Consider the following 16451-nt stretch of genomic DNA (forward strand, 5'->3'; position numbering starts at 1 on the left):
AGGTTGGGCGGCCATGGAGAGACGTCCGCTTGATCGCGCCGCCGCCGCGGCGGTCGTCGCGGCTCTGGTCGCCGCGGCCGGTTGCGGCGCCGCCGAGCCCGCGCCGGGCGCCGCCACCGCGCCGCCGTCCACCTCTGCTTCGCCCGCCGGCCCCGCCGCGAAGCCGTCCCCGTCGGCCGCTCCCGAGGCGGCGGCGGACCTCCCCGCGCCCGACGAGGCGATCCCCGAGGACGCCGCGCGGCTGGCCAAAGCTCTGCGCGAGACCACCGCGGCGCTCAACGACGCCGTGGACGCCTGGACCGGCGCAGGCAAGGCGGCGCGCGGCAAGCCCCCGCGAGAGGTCGAGCTCCTGGCGCTCTACCAGCAGCGGATCTACCGGTTCGCCGCCCGGCATCCCACGGTGGCCACGCGCGCCTTCGCCCGGCTGCCGCGCGGGCTCGCCGCGCAGGCCAGGGACAACACGAGGGCCATCCGCGAACTGTTGGCCCTCGCCCGGCCCATCAAGGGCTCGGCCCCGTTCAAGGTCCGGCCGCCGCTGCCCGCGGCCGACCTGCTCGGCCACTTCATGAAGGCCGAGCGCCGCTTCGGGGTGGAGTGGGAGGTCCTGGCGGCGGTCATGTTCGCCGAGACCAAGTTCGGCAGGGTACGGTCGGCCAGCTACGCCGGAGCTCAGGGGCCGATGCAGTTCATGCCCGCGACCTGGAAGGCGTACGGCATGGGCGGCGACATCCAGGACCCGCGCGACGCCGTCATGGCCGCCGCCAACTATCTGCGCGCCACCGGGGCGCCCCGCGACTATCAGCGGGCGCTGCACGCCTACAACCCTTCGCAGGCGTACGTGGACGCCATCCTCCTGCACGCCCGCCAGATCAAGCGGGACGCGCGCAACTTCTACGTCTACTACAACTGGCAGGTGTTCGTCCTGACCACGTCCGGCGAGCGCCGCCTGACCGGCCCCTAGGCGTCCCCGCCGGCGGCGGTGTCGGCGGCGGTGTCGGCGGCTCGGAGGAGGATCTCCAGCAGCTTCTCCGGCGCGTCCCGCATGAGGTTGTGCCCGCTGTCCAGCGCGTGGGTCCGCCACGAGGGGTCCGCGAGCAGCCGCTGGTAGACCGGGGTGAAGGGGGAGTCGCCGTCCCAGCCGGCGGCGTACACGTAGTCCCTGCGCCGGATGTGCGTGAGGTCGGTGGCGAGCCGGAGCGGCTGGAGCAACGAGGCCAGCGGATGGGGCGTGGCCCGTACGTCGAAGAACGGCAGCGTGCGCACCGCGTAACCGCTCTCCACCACGTCGGCGTACCACTTCCGCTCCTGGTCGGAGACCAGGCTCCAGCAGGAGTCGCCGTCGCCGGGCACCACGGCGTCGAGGTAGACCAGGGAGCTCACCCGCTGGGGGACGCGGTCGGCGACCCCGGTGATCACCATCCCGCCGTAGCTGTGGCCGACGAGGACCGCGTCCCGGATGTCCTCGGCCGCCAGCGCGCCGGCCACGTCCTGGATGTGCGTGTCGAGGTTCACCCCGCCGTGCAGCAGATGGGCGCGCTCACTGAGCCCCGTCAGCGTCAGCGGGTGGACGTGGTGGCCGTGGCCTCGCAGCCGCTCGGTGAGGTCGGCGAAACTCCAGCCGCCGTGGCACATTCCGGGGATCAGGACGAAGGTCGTCACGGTCATGCTCCTTCTCGTTCTTGGAGTCGGTCGGGACGGTCGCTCGCGGTGGGCCGGGAACGGCTCGCGGTCGCGGCGACGACGGCCGCCGCCGCACAGAGGATCGCCGTCCACGCCAGGGCCGCCTCGGTCGAGGTGTGGTCGGCCAGGATGCCGGCCAGCCAGGGGCCGGCGGTCTGGCCGGCCGCGAACAGCGTGGTGAAGGCCGCCAGCGTGGCGACCCAGTCGGCAGGCGGGGCGCTGCCCTTGATGAGCGCGGTGACGGCGGCGGGAACCCCCATGAACGTCGCCCCGTAGACGATCGCGGAGGCGAGGATGACCGGCGGCGTGGGGGCGGCCAGCGCCAGCGCCGCGCCACCGCCCAGGACGCCGAGCAGGGTGGCGAGGACCCGGGTGGCGGGCCAGTCGCGGGCCGGGCGGCTCCACAGCGCGGGCGCCGCCACGACGGCCAGCCCCAGCGCCGTCCAGGTGAGGACCACCTGGACGGTCGAAGCGTGGCGGTCGTCGAGGTAGGCGGACAGGAAGGTGATGTAGGTGATGTATCCGGCGGCGAACAGCAGGTAGGCCAGGGCGGCCCTCCTCAGCGGGCGCACCCGCGCCCGCCCCGCGGCCGGCGCGTCCTCGTGCGGCCGCGCGGCGGTCGAATCGGGGTCCGTGCGCGCGGCGGTCCAGCTGGCCAGCGTCGCCACGGTGGCGGCGACGCTCAGGCAGATCCAGGCGAGCCGCCAGTGGTCCCCCAGCGCCGGGACGGCCACGCCGCTGAGGACGATGCCCGCTCCGGTGCCCGCGAAGTAGACGGTGATGGGCAGGCCGGAGGCGGCGCGGGCGGCGAGGTGCGAGGCGATCACCCCGCCGGTGACGAACACCGCCGCTCCCGCCGCCCCGGCCGCGGTTCGCGCGGCCACCAGCGCCAGGTAGTCGCCGCTGAGAGCGGTCGCGGCCAGCGACACCGCGATGAGGGCCATACCCCACCGGAACGTGGCGACGGTGCCGAGGCGGCGTACCACGGCCGCGGTGACCAGGGCGCCGAGCAGGTAGCCGAGGCCGTTGGCGGCGCTCATCGCCCCGGCGTCGGCCAGGGTCCAGTGGAGGTCGTCCCGCATGGCCGGCACGAGCAGCCCGTAGGCGAACCGGGCGAGCCCGAGCGCCGAGGCGGTGCCGAGCGCCAGCCGCGCCGCCTGCCATCCGGCCTGCCGGGCTGCGGGCGGGCCGCTGCTGCGAAGATCGGGCATGCGGGCTCCAGAGATCGAACCGATCGGTACGATCCAGGAGCCTAGCAGCCGAATCGAACCGATCGGTACCATCTGTCGGCGGATGCCCGGATCGTCAGCTCCGGGCCGCTGCGACGTCCCCGCCATATTGATGAGACGCACTCATGTTTGGGTCTTGTTGGAGCCGTGAAGGCGGTGGATGCTGACGGCAGTCCCGATACCACCGGCCCTGTGAGGTGTCCGTGATGTGTCGCCGCTTCGCCGCCAGGACGCTCGCCCTCCTGCTCCTCCTGGCCGTCCTGCCGGTCCTCCCGAATCAGGCGGCCCCCGCGCGGGCCGCCGCCGAGGTGCGCGGGTTCGTCGACGCGCACAGCCACCTGTTCTCTTATGAGGCGTTCGGCGGCAAGCTCATGTGCGGCAGGCCGTTCCACGCCGGCGGGATCGAGCAGGCGCTGAAGGACTGCACCGACCACTACCCCAACGGCGAGCTGGCCTGGTACGAGAACTTCACCCGCACCGGCTCGCCGACCGGCACCCACGACCCGGTGGGCTGGCCCACGTTCCGCGACTGGCCGGCCCACGACTCGCTGACCCACCAGCAGGCCTACTACACCTGGGTGGAGCGCGCCTGGCGCGGCGGGCTGCGGATCATGGTCAACCACCTGGTGGCCAACCGCCAGCTGTGCGCCATCTACCCGCTCAGGAAGAACTCCTGCGACGAGATGAGCTCCATCAGGCTCCAGGCCCAGCGGGCCCGCGAGCTGCAGGACCACATCGACGCCGAGCACGGCGGGCCCGGCCTGGGCTGGTTCCGCATCGTGCGCGACCCCGCGGAGGCCAGGCGGACCGTCGAGGCCGGCAAGCTCGCCGTCGTCCTCGGGATCGAGGCCTCCGAGCCGTTCGGCTGCCGCCAGATCCTCGGCCTCGCCCAGTGCACCAGGTCGCAGATCGACCGCGGCCTGGACGAGATGTACGAGCTCGGCGTGCGCAGCATGTACGTCTGCCACAAGTACGACAACGCCCTGTGCGGGGTCCGCTTCGACTCCGGCACCCAGGGCGCCATCGTCAACCTGGGCAACCTGCTCGGCACCGGCGCCTTCTGGCGGGCCCGCACCTGCACCACGGCCGAGCACGACCATCCGATCGAGCCTGGCGGCGTCCTGCCCGACCAGCTCGTGGGGCTGCTGCCGCCCGGCGTCTCGCTGCCGCTCTATCCCGCCGCCCCGCACTGCAACACCCGGGGGCTGACCGCACTCGGCGAGTACATGGTGCAGGCGATGACGCGGCGCGGGATGCTGGTCGAGATCGACCACATGAGCGTCAAGGCCGCCGACCGCACGCTCGACCTCCTGGAGGCCGCTGACTACCCCGGCGTGATCTCCTCCCACAGCTGGACCGATCCGGGCTACTTCGGCAGGATCTACGCCCTCGGCGGCATGATCGCCCAGTACGGGCACGACTCGGAGGACTTCGTCGCCGAATGGCGCCGCACCGAGCCGCTCAGGCAGGCGCACCAGGTCGCCGGCTACGGCTACGGCCTGGACGTCAACGGCATGGGCGAGCTGCCCGGACCGCGCGCCTCCAGCTCCGCCAACCCGGTCACGTACCCCTTCACCACGTTCGACGGCGTGAGCCTGGACCGGCAGCGCACCGGAGAGCGGGTCTGGGACGTCAACACCGACGGGGTCGCCAACTACGGCCTGGTGCCCGACTGGATCGAGGACATGCGGATCATCGCCGGTGAGGAGATCGTCCAGGATCTCGCGGCCGGCGCCGAGTCCTACCTGCGCACCTGGGAGGCCGCCGCGGCCCGCCGGGCACAGTGACGGATCGGCATGGATTGCGCGTCTCTCTGATCACGACATCTTGTGGCATATCACCGTGGTCAATACGAACGAGGCTGCACTGTCATCTGGAGGTCTCCCTTGCGCTTATCCACCACCCTCCTGGGCATCGCCGCCTCGGCCGCACTCGTCGTCCCCATGGGGGCGGCGGCCGCCGATCCGGTGCAGCCGACCCCGCCCGCCGTCCGGGACTTCGGCAACGGCCCCGAACGGAACGAGGAGGCGGCCGGCCTGTCCGGGTGGGCCGAGACGCTCCGCGCCCAACCCGAGGAGCCGTACCGCCACTCCCAGGGCCGTGACCGCGGCTATCCCCGGCAGACGCGGTTGCCGGTGCCGGCGGAGAACCCCGCCGACGCCTCCGTCAAGCTCGGACTCGTGCCGTACCACGGCATCGCCCCCAAGCTGAACGACCTGCAGCAGCGCAGCCGGCGGGTGAGCGCGGAGGTCGTCGGCCGCACCCACCAGGGCCGCGACCTCTACCTCGTGACCGTCACCGCGCCGGAGAGCCGCGACGAGGCGCGCGAGCAGGACCGGATCCGCGAGCGCATCGAGAACGACCCGGCCGGCGCCGCCCGCGACCGCAAGCTGGCCAAGAGGTACAAGGCGCCGATCTTCGTCAACAACAACATCCACGGCAACGAGTGGGAGGGCGCCGACGCCGCCCTGAGGGTGATCGAGGAGCTCGCCACCAGCACCGCTCCCCAGGTCGCCGACCTGCTGGGACGCACCAGGATCTACTTCAACGTCACCGCCAACCCCGACGGCCGTGCCAACGGGACGCGTGCCAACGGCATCGGCTTCGACCTGAACCGCGACTTCATCACCGCCTCGCAGCCCGAGGTCAGGGCGATGCGCCAGGTGATGATCGACACTCAGCCGGTCGCCATGGTCGACCTGCACGGGTACGTCAACGGCACCCTCATCGAGCCCACCACGCCGCCGCACGGCGCCAACTACGAGTACGACCTGTTCATCAAGAACACCTACGCCAACGGGCTCGGCATGGAGGCCGCGGTCAAGGCGCTGGGGCACACGCCCGAGGCCGACGGTGTGTTCCCGCCGCAGATCCCGTTCCGTGACTCCGAGGAGGGCTGGGACGACTGGCCGCCGATCTTCACCCCGCAGTACGCGCCGTTCCACGGCGCGGTCGCCTCGCACACCGTCGAGATCCCGCTGCGGGTGAACAACGCCGACTACGTCAACCTCCCCGTGGAGGAGCTGCGCCGCCGCTCCTCGATCAACACCGCGATCGCGGCGGCCGCCATCCGGGCCACGTACGACTTCGTACAGTCCAGGCATGACGAGCTGATCGCCGACCAGATCGAGGTGTTCCGCCGGGGCGCGGCGGGCGAGCCGTCCAAGGCCGTGCCGCTCGGCATCGTGCCGGGCTTCGGCCCCGAGGACGTCTACACCACCACCTACCCCCGCGCGTACGTGATCCCGGCGGGCTCCGCACAGCGCTCGGCCACGGCCGCCGGGCGGCTGGTGGACCACCTGATCGCCAACGACATCAGGGTCGAGCGGGCCAGGCAGCCGTTCCGGCTGAACGGCAGGACCTACCCGGCCGGCTCCTACGTCGTGGACATGCACCAGTCCAAGCGCGGGCTGGCCAACGTGATGCTGGAGGCGGGCGCCGACATCTCGCCCCGGGTGGACGCGATGTACGACATCTCCGGCTGGAGCCACGCCCTGCTCTGGGGGGCCACGGTGGACGGCGTGCCCACCGGCTCCCTGCGCGTGCACTCCGAGCCGGTCAAGGCCGCCGCGCCCACGGGCTCGGTCCCGAAGACCGGCGGGCCGCTCGCGCTGAAGGTCACCGACGCCAAGGAGGTCCTCGCCCTGAACGAGCTGCTGGCTCAGGGCGTCGCGGTGACCTGGACCGCCGACGGCGGCGCCGTCGTCCCGGCCGCCGCGCGGAATGCCGCCCGCACGGTGGCGGACAGGTACGGTGTGGCGTTCACCCGGGCCGGTCAGACCTCCGGCGTGCCTCTCTCGCAGGTGCGGATAGCCGCGGCCGCCTCGGCGGACGAGCTGTTCACGCTGCGCGGGCTCGGCTTCGCCGTCACCCCGGTCTCCACCGCGGTGCTCAACGCCGGATTCGACTGGAGCGCCACCGACGTGCTCTTCGTCTCCAGCGGGCTCAGCCACGCGGCGCTCAACCCGGCGGCCAGGGCGGCGCTCGACGCCTTCCTCGCCACCGGCGCGGTCGTCACCAGAGGCGGCACCGGCGCCACCTTCAACGCCGCCGCCGGCCTGCTCAGCGCGACCGCGGTCGCCGGACGCGGCGACGCCAACGGCGTGGTCCGGGTGACCACGTCGGACGGCCCGGTCGGCGGAGGCTCGCCCGAGCACTCGTTCGTCTACTCGCCGCGCTGGTTCACCGGCCTCGGCCCGGAGGTCACGGTCGAGCAGTCGTACGCGGCCGACGGGCCTCTGGTCGCCGGCCACTGGCGCCCCAACGCCGACGGGACCGGCGGTCCCGAGGCGGCCAGGGGCCAGGCGGCCGTGGTCAGCGGCCGGGACGAGCGGGGCGCGGCGGTGGTGCTGTTCGGCACCGAGCCGATGTTCCGCAACCACCCGAAGGGCCTGTTCCCGCAGGTGGCCAGGGCGCTCTACTGGTCGTCCTCGGTCGCCGGCGCCACCGTCCCGACACCCTGACCCCCACCTCCACAGGCCGGCGCCGACCCCCACCTCCACAGGCCGGCGCCCCCTCGGGGGCGCCGGCCTGTGGCGCGGCCGGCCCGGTCACCCGGCCAGGTCGCCTGGGGGAGTCCTGAGGGCGCTGGTCGGCGGGCTCACCTTGGTGAGCTCCTCCGACAGGGTCCACAGGCGCCGGGCGAGCTCCGGGTCCTTGGCGGAGGCGACGGGCTGGACCACGACGGGGTAGCCGCGCATGCCCCGGTGCGGGCCGATGAACTGGCCGCCCTCGACACCGGGGGCGACCGCCGCGTGCAGCTGGTCGAGCGCGCCCATGTCGACGCTCTGCGCGATCAGCAGGTTGCCGATCCGGCCGCCCAGGCTGAACAGGCCGGTGGGACCGCTCGTCTGGAGGTTGGTGGCCGAGTAGCCCGGGTGTGCCAGCACGCTCCTGATCTTCGACCCGGCCGCGCGCAGGCGCCGGTCGAGCTCCAGGCCGAACAGCACGTTGGCGTACTTCGACTGCGCGTAGAAGGCCATGGGGGAGTAGCCCCGCTCGCCGGTCAGGTCGTCGAAGTGGATGCGACCCCGCCGGTGCAGGTCCGAGCTGACCGTGACCACCCGGCCGTCGTCGGCCAGGCGCTCCAGCAGCAGCCCGGTCAGCGCGAAGTGGCCCAGGTGGTTGGCGCCGAACTGCAGCTCGAAGCCCTGCTTGGTGAGGGTGCGCGGCGGCATCATCACGCCCGCGTTGTTCATCAGGACGTCGATCCGCTCCTGGATGCCCTCGGCGAAGGCGCGCACCGAGTCGAGGTCCGCCAGGTCGATCAGGCGCAGGTCGAGGTCCCCCTCCGGAACCTGCCGGCGCAGGTCGGCGAGCGCCTGGCGGCCCTTGCGCTCGTCGCGCACGGCCATGACGACCCGGGCGCCCCTGCGTGCGAGCTCTCTCGTGCTGACGAAGCCGAGGCCGCTGTTCGCCCCGGTCACGATCGCGGTCTTGCCCGTCATATCGGGCATGTCGGCAACTGTCCAACGGTTCATAGGGCCCAGAGTGCACCTAATGGCACACAGTGTCAAGATGTGCGTATCGTGCCGACCGCGGCTATCCTGACCGGGTGACCCTCCTCGAACGCAAGCGCCAGCTGGTCAAGGACGAGCTGTCCCACGTCGCCGCCCAGTTGATCGCGCGCAACGGCTACGAGGAGACGACGGTCGAGCAGATCGTGGAGGCAGCCGGAGTCTCGCGGCGCACCTTCTTCCGCTACTTCCGATCCAAGGAAGACGTCATCGTCGAGATGATCACCGTAGTCGGCGAGCGCGCCATCGCGGAGCTGGCCACCCGTCCGGCCGGCGAGCCGCCCGGGGTCTCGGTGCGGCACGCCCTCGACGGGATGGTCGGCGACTACTGCGCCTTCCCCGCGAAGTCGCTCGCGCTCACGAGGATGATCCTGGACACTCCTGCCCTGCGCGCCCGCTATCTGGACCGGCAGTTCGAGTGGCGCCGTGAGGCCGCGGCCGCACTCGCCCGGCGCGGAGACGGCCCGGCGGATCTGCGCTACGGGATGATCGCCGGGATCGCCTTCACCGCCCTCGACGTCGCCCTGGTGTCCTGGGCGGGGTCGGAGGGGCGCGAGGACCTGGCCGAGTTGCTGGACCAGGCGTGCGATCTCGCCGGGCTGGGGAGCCTCTAGGACTCCTCCTGTTTCAGGTCCCGGTGGGTGAACATGTCGATCAGCGCCTGGATCGGCAGCTCCGCCTCGGTGTGGTGGCGCAGGCGCCGGTCCGGCTCGATCCGATAGTGGTTGCGCCGCCCCACCCGGGTGCGCTTCAGATAGCCGGCCTCCTCCAGGTCGGTGACGATCCCCTGGGCGGCCCGCTCGGTGATGCCGATCGTGGCGGCCATGTCGCGCACTCGCAGCTGCGGGTCGGTGGCGATGGCGAGCAGCACGCGGGCGTGGTTGGTGAGGAACGTCCAGCCAGAGCGCCGGTCGGCAGCGTTGTCCATCCCTGCTGCTCCTTCGAGAAACCGGATCCGTTATAGAGGAAGAGTTTATACAGAAAGATTATTCCGGTAATCTACGTGTGCAGTCAACGTCAGGAGGTGCGATGTCGCATATGCGGGATCGGGTCGACATCCCGGCCGAGCAACTGCTGTACGTGGACAGCATCCTGCGCGTCACGTGCACCGCGATGCCGGTGTCGTCGATGATCCGGATCGTCGGCGAGGTCGACGCCTGCAACAGCGGCGAGCTGCTGCGGGCACTGACCCAGGCCCGGCAGGTCGACGACAGCCTGATCATCGACGTCGGCGGGCTCTCCTTCGTGGACGTGACGGGGCTCCGCGTCCTGGCCGCCGTCGCCGAGGCGGGCGGTGCCGTCATCTGCAACACCCCGCCCCAGATGAGCCGCCTGATGGGGCTGCTGCGCATGCCGGCCTTCGACTGAGCCCGCACGGGACGGGCGCCGTCGACGGCGGCCCGCTCACCGGCGCCTGCCCGGCGGCCGGGACCCGGCCTGAACCGCCGGCGCGCTCAGCCTCCGAACCGGTCGAGGTGGAGGACGTCGTCGAGCGGCACCCGGGCGGCCGGCTTGAAGGAGTCCCCGGTGTAGTAGGCGGTGGGGACCAGAGCGCCCTGGCGGATGTCGCCGGGGAGGCCCAGCAGCTCGGCCACCTCACTCTCATAGGCCAGGTGCAGACTGGTCCAGGCGGTGCCGAGACCGCGCGCCCTGGCGGCGAGCATGTAGCTCCAGACCGCCGGCAGCAGCGACCCCCACAACCCCGCCTGGTTGCCCTCGGGCAGCCGCCCGGCCGGCAGCCGGATGCACGGGACGACCAGCACCGGCACCTCGCCCATGTGCTCGCCCAGGTAGGCGGCGCTGTCGGAGATGCGCCGCTGCACCTCGGCGCGGGCCGGGTCGTCCTGGTAGAGCTTGCCGGCGGCGGTGCCGGAGGCGTGGTAGGCGTGCACGGCGCGCCGGTAGTAGTCCCCGATCCGGGCGCGGATCTCGGGGTCGATCACCACGATCCACTCCCAACCCTGGCGGTTGCTGCCGCTCGGGGCCTGCAGGGCGACCTCCAGGCACTCCCGCACCAGCTCCATCGGCACGGGACGGCCGAGGTCGAGGCGCTTGCGGACGCTACGGGTGGTGGTGAGCAGCTCGTCAGGGCTCAGCTGTTGTATCGCCATGACTCCATGATTCCATCCGCGCTCAGCTTTCCGGCGCCGCCAGGCGGGACCGGATCTCCGTGACCTGCTTGGGCTCGGCTATCCCGTCCCACGGGGCAAGCGCCGCCAGTCCCGACGCGCGGTGGGCCGTGGCCCGCTCCGGGCGCAGGCGGGCCAGGTGCAGGTAGGCCAGGGCGGTGGTCAGGCCCGTCGGTGGCAGCCGCGGCCCGGCCGTCTCCAGCAGCTTGGCCGCCTCGTCCTGGCGCGCGTCCGACTCGGCCATCATGGCGATGGCCTGGTGGACGTGGCAGCGCGCCCGGCCGATCTCGTCGTGCCTGTGGCCGTACATGCGTTCGGCCTCGGTCCAGTGCCGGTCGGCGTCGAAGGGCCTGTCCAGGTGCCAGTGCGCCTGCGCCAGCAGCTCGTGGGCGTGCGCCTGCGCGTGCTCGTCGCCGCCCCGGTGCGCCCTGTCGAGCGCCTCGAACAGCTGGGCACGGGCGTCGGCGTACAGGCGCTGGGCGTCCTCGTGGCCGAGCAGCTGCGCGCGGCGCATGAGCAGCGCGGCGACGTTCATGAACCGCAGCGAGTGGCCGGCCAGGTCGCCGCTGGACAGTGCCTGCCCGTAGCGGATCAGCGCGGACTCCACCGCGCTGAACTCGTCGCCGCCGGCCAGCAGGATCGCGGCGTGCCCGAGATGCAGCTCGGCGGGCCACGACTCCACCCGGACCCGCAGCGCGGCCGCCCGGTTGAAGTGCCGGCGCGCCTCGGCCGGATCTCCCAGCGTGAGCAGGATCGCGCTCTGGCGCAGCTCGGCGGTCGCCTGCACGGTCTCGTCGCCCAGGGATTCGGCCGCCCGCGCCAGCAGCGCGGCCGCTCGCAGCCGGTCCTCGTGCCGCTGTTCGTAGGTGAACCAGTCCTCCACCGCGTCCGCGATGCGTCCCAGCGCGCGGCTGGTCCTGCGTACGGCCGGCTCGCGGGCCAGGACCTGCAGCAGCACCCTGTCCTCGGCGGCGAGCCAGTCCCTGGCGGCCTCGTCGTCCCGGAGGCGGGCGGCGAAGGCGTCGGCCTGGTCGGCGAAGTACTCCACCAGCCGCCGCCAGGCCGCGGCGTCCTGGGCGGTGTCTCCCGTGCCGGCGTCCTGGAACGCGCCGGTCACCCGGACCCGTGTCATCCGGACGTTCTCCACGAGGCCGCGCTCGGCCAGCTCGCCGATCGCCTCCCCGGCGGACGGAAGGCCGGCCAGCGCCGCGGCCGCCTGGTGGTCCACCTCGGCGATCGGCAGGCCCGCCAGCAGGATGAACAGCTGCTTGGCCGTGGGGCCGAGCTGCTCGACGCTCAGCTGGAGCACGAAGCCCAGCTTCTCGTCGACGGACAGCCTGCTCAAGTCGTCGACGACGCCTTCGAGTGCGACGCGCGGGTTCTGGGCCAGCCAGCGGCCGATCCGGACGATCTCCGCCGGGCTGCCCAGGCAGGCGTCGGCGAGCGGTCGCAGGGACTGCGGGGCCTGGCTGGTCCGCTGGTCCTGGATGTGGGCCGCCAGCAGCTCCTGCCCGGCCTCGGAGGAGAGCGGGCCGAGCTGGATCGGCTGGATGTGCTGTGGCGGGTCCCCGGCCAGCTCCCCCGCCACCATGATGTGAGCGCCCGGTACCCGGGGCGGGAGCCAGGCCACCTGGCTCCAGGTGCTGACGTTGTCGAGCAGGAGCACCCGCCCCGTCCCCGTGAGCGCCTCGATCACCAGCGGCGCGGCGTCGCCGGGCTCCTGGATCGATCCCGGCGGGCGGTCGAGCGTCCGCAGCACGCGCTGCGCGACGCTCAGCGAGGTCTCCGGGTGGTGCCGGTCGGGGCCCCGGACGTCGGCGTAGCGCTGCTTGCGTGCCTCGGCGGCCAGCTCCCAGGCGCCGTGGACGGCCAGCGTCGACGTGCCCGTCCCGGTCGCGCCCTGGACCACCACGATGCCGCTCTCCCGCGCCCGGTCCGCGATCTCCCGTAACTTGGCCTGCCGCCCGATGAGCGGCTCGACCCTGTCGGGGAAGGGCAGGTGGCCGAAGAGCGGCTGCGGAGCGGGCTTGCGCCTGCGCCGGACCGCGTGCACGGCCAGGCCCGCGAGCGCCGGTGCGACGAAGGCGAGGGGAAGGGCGAGGAGCGGGTGGGGGAGCGCCGCCATGATGGCGTTCAGCGCGTGCTCGCGCAGCTGCTCCTGCAAGATGACGAGCGCTTCGCCGGCCGTCACCAGTCCTGACAGGCCGAGCTCGGGCAGGTGCGCCCTGGCCTGGTGGTACAGGCGCGAGATCCGGAAGCGGAGGCGATCTCTCCTGGAGATGCCGGTCATTTCCGGACTCCGTGGGTCAGCCCGCGATAGAGCCATCGCCCGGTGACGATGACGAGGGCCACGGGCACGACGGTGGCGATCACCGCCTGGGCCGCGAGAGTCCCGATCGTGCTCATGAAGTGGCGCGCCTGCTCCAGCAGGAGCAGTGAGAGATGGTCGCCGGAGGGCCAGTTGAGCAGCAGTCCCACCACGGTGTCGTTCCACACCAGCACGAACGCGAGCACTCCGGCCAGCACCACGGCCGGCGCCGCCTCCCGCACCACGTGGAACAGCTCCCAGCGGTGCCGCGTCACCATCGGAGTCCGTACGCGGGCGAAGGCGTTGTGCAGCACCAGCACCGCCAGCGGGATCACCAGAGCCGCGTGCACGATGACCAGCGCCAGCGATGAGCCGACGATCCGGCTGATCGACTCCTGCAACGGCACGGCGAAGGCCTGCGGCGGCAGCGCGGCCAGGGCCACCGCCACCAGGAGGACCGGCCGCCAGGTCCGGCGGGGCAGCAGGTGCTCGTGGGCCAGCACGTACGCGGCGGGGACCGCCGCCAGCAGCACCAGGCCGACGACCGCCGCGGTCCGGACAAGGGTGATCATGAGCGCGCCCATGAAACCGCTGTCGCCGAACGCCTCGCCGTACGAGGTGAACTGCCACATGTCCGACGGGAACCGCCACCATCCCGACACCGCCGTCGCGTCCGGCGCGCGGAGCGAGGTCAGCACCAGCACCACGAAGGGGAGCAGCCAGAGGATCGTGACCGATCCGCTCAGCAGGCACAGCCGCGCGCGCCGCCGGAGGCCGCCAGTGCCGGGCTCCGGCCGCGGCGCGGGCGGCTCGGACCAGGTGACGCGCCCGCGCAGCCCGGCCAGGGCGGGCAGCGCGAGCAGGCCCACCATGATGGACAGCAGCACCGCCAGCGCCGCGGCCCGGCCGGCTCCCAGGTCGCTGTTGTGCCGCCACCAGAACAGCCCCCCGCCTTCCACCTCGGCCTGCATCGCACCCGGCGCGCCCATCAGCACGAGGTCGAACACGCGCGCCGCGGCGACCAGCGCGAGCAGGTAGGCCAGCGCCGCCGGCCCGGCGAGCGCGGGGAGCACGATCGACCACACCCGCCGCCGCCGCTCGACCCCGAACGCCCGCGCCATCCGCAGCAGGCTCTTCGGCCGCCTGGCCAGCGCCTCGTGGAAGACCAGGAACGCCACCCCGGACCACTGCCAGACGAACGCCAGGCCGAGCACCATCCAGATCCAGCCGGGGCCGAGGAAGGCCACGTTCGCCCCGGCCCCGCCCAGCAGGGCGTTGACGGCGCCGCGCTGCGGGTTGGTGTCGAAGAGCAGGCGGAAGATCGCGCCGGTGGTGAGCGGGGAGACCGCCGCGGGCAGCACCAGGATGACGCGCAGCACGCCGGTGAGAGCCGGCCCGGCGTCCCTGGCCAGCCAGGCCAGCCCGAACCCGGCCGCGCAGACGAGCACCGCGAGCGCCAGCCACACCAGCGAGTTGCCGAGCGCCTGGAGCACCTCCGGGTCGGCGAGCACGCCGTAGTTCGCCAGGCCGCCGGACAGGCTGATCAGCACCGTCGCGGCCAGCGGGGCCAGCAGCACGCCGGCCGCGAGCAGGACCGCGAGCAGCAGGTACAGGCCCAACCGCCAGCGGCTGAGCCTCTGGTGGATGACCCGTACCCGGGCGTCGTGGTAGGGCACCACCTCGAACAGGAACGCGTCCTTCTCGCTCATGACGCGCCCCGCCGGCCGGCGCTGACGAGCCTGCCGACCGCCGCGGTCGCCGCCGCCGCCGGTGGCGTCCGATCGATGGTCACGGCGGTGAACAACTCGGTGAGTATCCGCCACAGCCCGCGGCCGTCCCCGCCGGCGAGCGGTCCGGTCAGCCGGTCGGACAGGTCGTACTGGCCGGTCTTGGCGCCCGCCAGGTCCCGTGCGGCGCTCTGGAGCGCCGGTGGCGACGTCGAGGCGTCGATGTACGGCGCGAGGAAGCCGCCTTCGGCCGCCCACGTCTCCTGCGTGTCGGGCCGGTCGCCGTCGGACGGGCGGGGGCTCGTCAGCCAGTCCACGAAGCCGAAGGCGTCCGCCGTGCCGCCGCTCATCGCGACCGCGACATCGCCGCCGACCACCAGTGGGGGCTCGGCGCCGCCGTTGGCGGGGAAGCGGAAGTGGCCCGCGACGACACCCTCGGCGCGGTAGCGCGCGATGACGGGCCAGGCGAAGTCGGGAGCCGCGACCACGTCGGCGGTGCGATAGGTGAACACGTCCAGGATCGAGTCGTGGAACTGCAGGGTGAGCGCGCGCCTGCCCCGCTCCGGATCCACCCCTTGCTGCCAGATCGTGGCCAGCAGTCGCAGGGCCTCGTTCACCTCTCCCGTGCCCCACAGCTCCGGCGAGCTCTCGCCCTGGGAGAAGAGCCTGCTGTAGGTGGAAGGGCTGCGGGCGAGCAGGACGTTCTCGAACCAGTCGGTGAGGACCCACCCGTCGGCGGCGCCGATCGACAGCTTCCGGCTCCTCCAGGCGTCCAGGGTTCGCGGCCGGTCGAGCCCCTCGCCGTCCCGATGCCAGACGAGCGACTTGTGCGCGATCTTGAACCAGGCGCCGAGCACCTGGCCGGCCGTCGGCGAGGCGAGGTCCCGCCAGAACCGCGGCTGCTGCCGGATCCCCGTCAACGGGCTGATGCGGCGGCGGATGTCCGGGTCGTACAGCAGGCCGAGCCTCGGGATGACGGCCACGTCGGGGGCGACCTCGCCGGAGGGACCGCGAAGCAGGGCGGCGATGTTGTCTCCCGCCGAGTAGACGGTGACCGGATACGGCGAGTGCCTGACCACGCCGAGGAAGCGCCGCAGCTCGTCACCGCTCCAGACCACCGCCACCCGCAGCGGCCTGCTCCTGGCGCACCCCGCGAGGCCGGCGGCGGCGGGTATCGCCAGGAACCGCCTACGGCTGATCGACATTCGCCACCTCCCAGAACAGGGCGGGGGAGGCGAGGCTGGCGACCCTGGTCCGATCGTCGGTCACGACCACGACGGCCAGGCTGGGGTCGGTGCCCATGGCCGCGCTCACGGCCGCGTGGCAGGGACCGCTTCCGGTGTGGTCCTCGACGAGCACCACCTTGACGGGACGGTGCATGCACAGGACCCTCGCCAGGGCGACTGCCAGCCTCTCGTCGTGCGCCAGCTCGTGCGGGCGGGTGTGCAGGAAGCCCTCGATCCCCATCTGCTCGGCCATGAACCCGACCCTGCCGCGCACGTCCGAACTCCCGCGCTTGTCGCGGGCCGTCAGGACGAGGTTCTTCTCGACGGTCAGATGGGGGAGCAGCCCGCCACCGGCGGGGACCAGGCCGATCTGGCGCTCCTCCGGCAGCCGCATGGTGATCTCTTGACCGCTGACGCGGATCCTGCCCCGGAACCGCCAGTCCAGGCCGAGCAGGATGTCCGTCAGCATCCCGGCCTCGCCGGCGTCGCCGGCCGCGATGACGGCGGTCTGCCCCGATCGCACGGCCAGCGGGCCGGGTGGCACGCCGCGCCGCCGGCCGTTCACCTCCCAGTCAAGCCCTTCGAGCTCCAGTAAAGGTTCGCCCACTCCGCCGCCGGCCCCGTCCACCTTCTGAC

The 16451-nt window shown here is 72.8% G+C and carries 14 protein-coding genes; 5 read left to right on the forward strand and 9 right to left on the reverse strand.

Annotated features, from left to right (window positions below):
• Nucleotides 1-13: 13 nt before the first annotated feature.
• Entirely contained in the window at nucleotides 14-961 is a 948-nt protein-coding gene (locus tag V5E28_RS36300) for a lytic transglycosylase domain-containing protein (protein WP_336213823.1), read from the forward strand.
• On the opposite strand, the gene V5E28_RS36305 is transcribed toward V5E28_RS36300, so the two are convergent.
• The gene (locus V5E28_RS36305; protein ID WP_336213824.1) at nucleotides 958-1659 is read right to left on the reverse strand and encodes an alpha/beta fold hydrolase; all 702 of its coding nucleotides are present in this window, start codon (nucleotides 1657-1659) and stop codon (nucleotides 958-960) included. The two genes, V5E28_RS36300 and V5E28_RS36305, sit on opposite strands and share 4 nt — an antisense overlap.
• Before the next feature lie 2 nt (nucleotides 1660-1661).
• A complete protein-coding gene (locus V5E28_RS36310; RefSeq protein WP_336213826.1) occupies nucleotides 1662-2891 on the reverse strand; it encodes a YbfB/YjiJ family MFS transporter in 1230 nt (409 codons plus the stop codon).
• A 224-nt stretch (nucleotides 2892-3115) separates the two neighbouring features.
• Between V5E28_RS36310 and V5E28_RS36315 the strand changes: the two genes are divergently transcribed.
• Both V5E28_RS36315 and V5E28_RS36320 read left to right on the forward strand, forming a co-directional pair.
• Nucleotides 3116-4696 carry a membrane dipeptidase gene (locus V5E28_RS36315; RefSeq protein ID WP_336213827.1) on the forward strand — a complete coding sequence of 527 codons (1581 nt, stop codon included), beginning with the start codon at nucleotides 3116-3118 and terminating at the stop codon, nucleotides 4694-4696.
• Nucleotides 4697-4795: 99 nt separating this feature from the next.
• Nucleotides 4796-7372: a M14 family zinc carboxypeptidase gene (locus tag V5E28_RS36320; protein WP_336213829.1), complete on the forward strand. Its 2577-nt coding sequence runs from the start codon at nucleotides 4796-4798 to the stop codon at nucleotides 7370-7372.
• Nucleotides 7373-7459: 87 nt separating this feature from the next.
• On the opposite strand, the gene V5E28_RS36325 is transcribed toward V5E28_RS36320, so the two are convergent.
• On the reverse strand, nucleotides 7460-8389 hold the full coding sequence (locus V5E28_RS36325; protein ID WP_336213831.1) for an oxidoreductase: 930 nt from the start codon (nucleotides 8387-8389) through the stop codon (nucleotides 7460-7462).
• Nucleotides 8390-8463: 74 nt separating this feature from the next.
• Between V5E28_RS36325 and V5E28_RS36330 the strand changes: the two genes are divergently transcribed.
• Nucleotides 8464-9039: a TetR family transcriptional regulator gene (locus V5E28_RS36330; RefSeq protein ID WP_336213832.1), complete on the forward strand. Its 576-nt coding sequence runs from the start codon at nucleotides 8464-8466 to the stop codon at nucleotides 9037-9039.
• Here V5E28_RS36330 and V5E28_RS36335 read toward each other — a convergent pair.
• Complete coding sequence (locus V5E28_RS36335; protein ID WP_336213833.1) at nucleotides 9036-9353, reverse strand: helix-turn-helix transcriptional regulator; 318 nt, start codon at nucleotides 9351-9353, stop codon at nucleotides 9036-9038. The two genes, V5E28_RS36330 and V5E28_RS36335, sit on opposite strands and share 4 nt — an antisense overlap.
• A 110-nt stretch (nucleotides 9354-9463) precedes the next feature.
• On the opposite strand from V5E28_RS36335, the gene V5E28_RS36340 reads away from it, so the two are divergent.
• The gene (locus tag V5E28_RS36340) at nucleotides 9464-9793 is read left to right on the forward strand and encodes an STAS domain-containing protein (protein ID WP_336213834.1); all 330 of its coding nucleotides are present in this window, start codon (nucleotides 9464-9466) and stop codon (nucleotides 9791-9793) included.
• Between the two features lie 86 nt (nucleotides 9794-9879).
• Here V5E28_RS36340 and V5E28_RS36345 read toward each other — a convergent pair whose 3' ends face one another.
• The 5 genes from V5E28_RS36345 to V5E28_RS36365 are packed head-to-tail and all read right to left on the reverse strand — an operon-like array spanning nucleotide 9880 to nucleotide 16422.
• Nucleotides 9880-10536, reverse strand: coding sequence for a nitroreductase family protein (locus V5E28_RS36345; RefSeq protein ID WP_336213835.1), 657 nt, complete (start codon nucleotides 10534-10536; stop codon nucleotides 9880-9882).
• Between the two features lie 22 nt (nucleotides 10537-10558).
• Nucleotides 10559-12844 carry a hypothetical protein gene (locus V5E28_RS36350; protein WP_336213837.1) on the reverse strand — a complete coding sequence of 762 codons (2286 nt, stop codon included), beginning with the start codon at nucleotides 12842-12844 and terminating at the stop codon, nucleotides 10559-10561.
• Complete coding sequence (locus V5E28_RS36355; protein WP_336213839.1) at nucleotides 12841-14571, reverse strand: ABC transporter permease subunit; 1731 nt, start codon at nucleotides 14569-14571, stop codon at nucleotides 12841-12843. The genes V5E28_RS36350 and V5E28_RS36355 overlap by 4 nt, the downstream gene beginning before the upstream one ends.
• On the reverse strand, nucleotides 14568-15794 hold the full coding sequence (locus tag V5E28_RS36360; protein ID WP_336213840.1) for a hypothetical protein: 1227 nt from the start codon (nucleotides 15792-15794) through the stop codon (nucleotides 14568-14570). Before V5E28_RS36360 ends, V5E28_RS36355 begins: the two co-directional genes overlap by 4 nt.
• Complete coding sequence (locus V5E28_RS36365) at nucleotides 15778-16422, reverse strand: ATP-binding cassette domain-containing protein (protein WP_336213841.1); 645 nt, start codon at nucleotides 16420-16422, stop codon at nucleotides 15778-15780. Before V5E28_RS36365 ends, V5E28_RS36360 begins: the two co-directional genes overlap by 17 nt.
• Between the last annotated feature and the right edge of the window lie 29 nt (nucleotides 16423-16451).

It is taken from the genome of Nonomuraea sp. LPB2021202275-12-8 (genome assembly GCF_037044575.1).
Lineage (GTDB): Bacteria > Actinomycetota > Actinomycetes > Streptosporangiales > Streptosporangiaceae > Nonomuraea.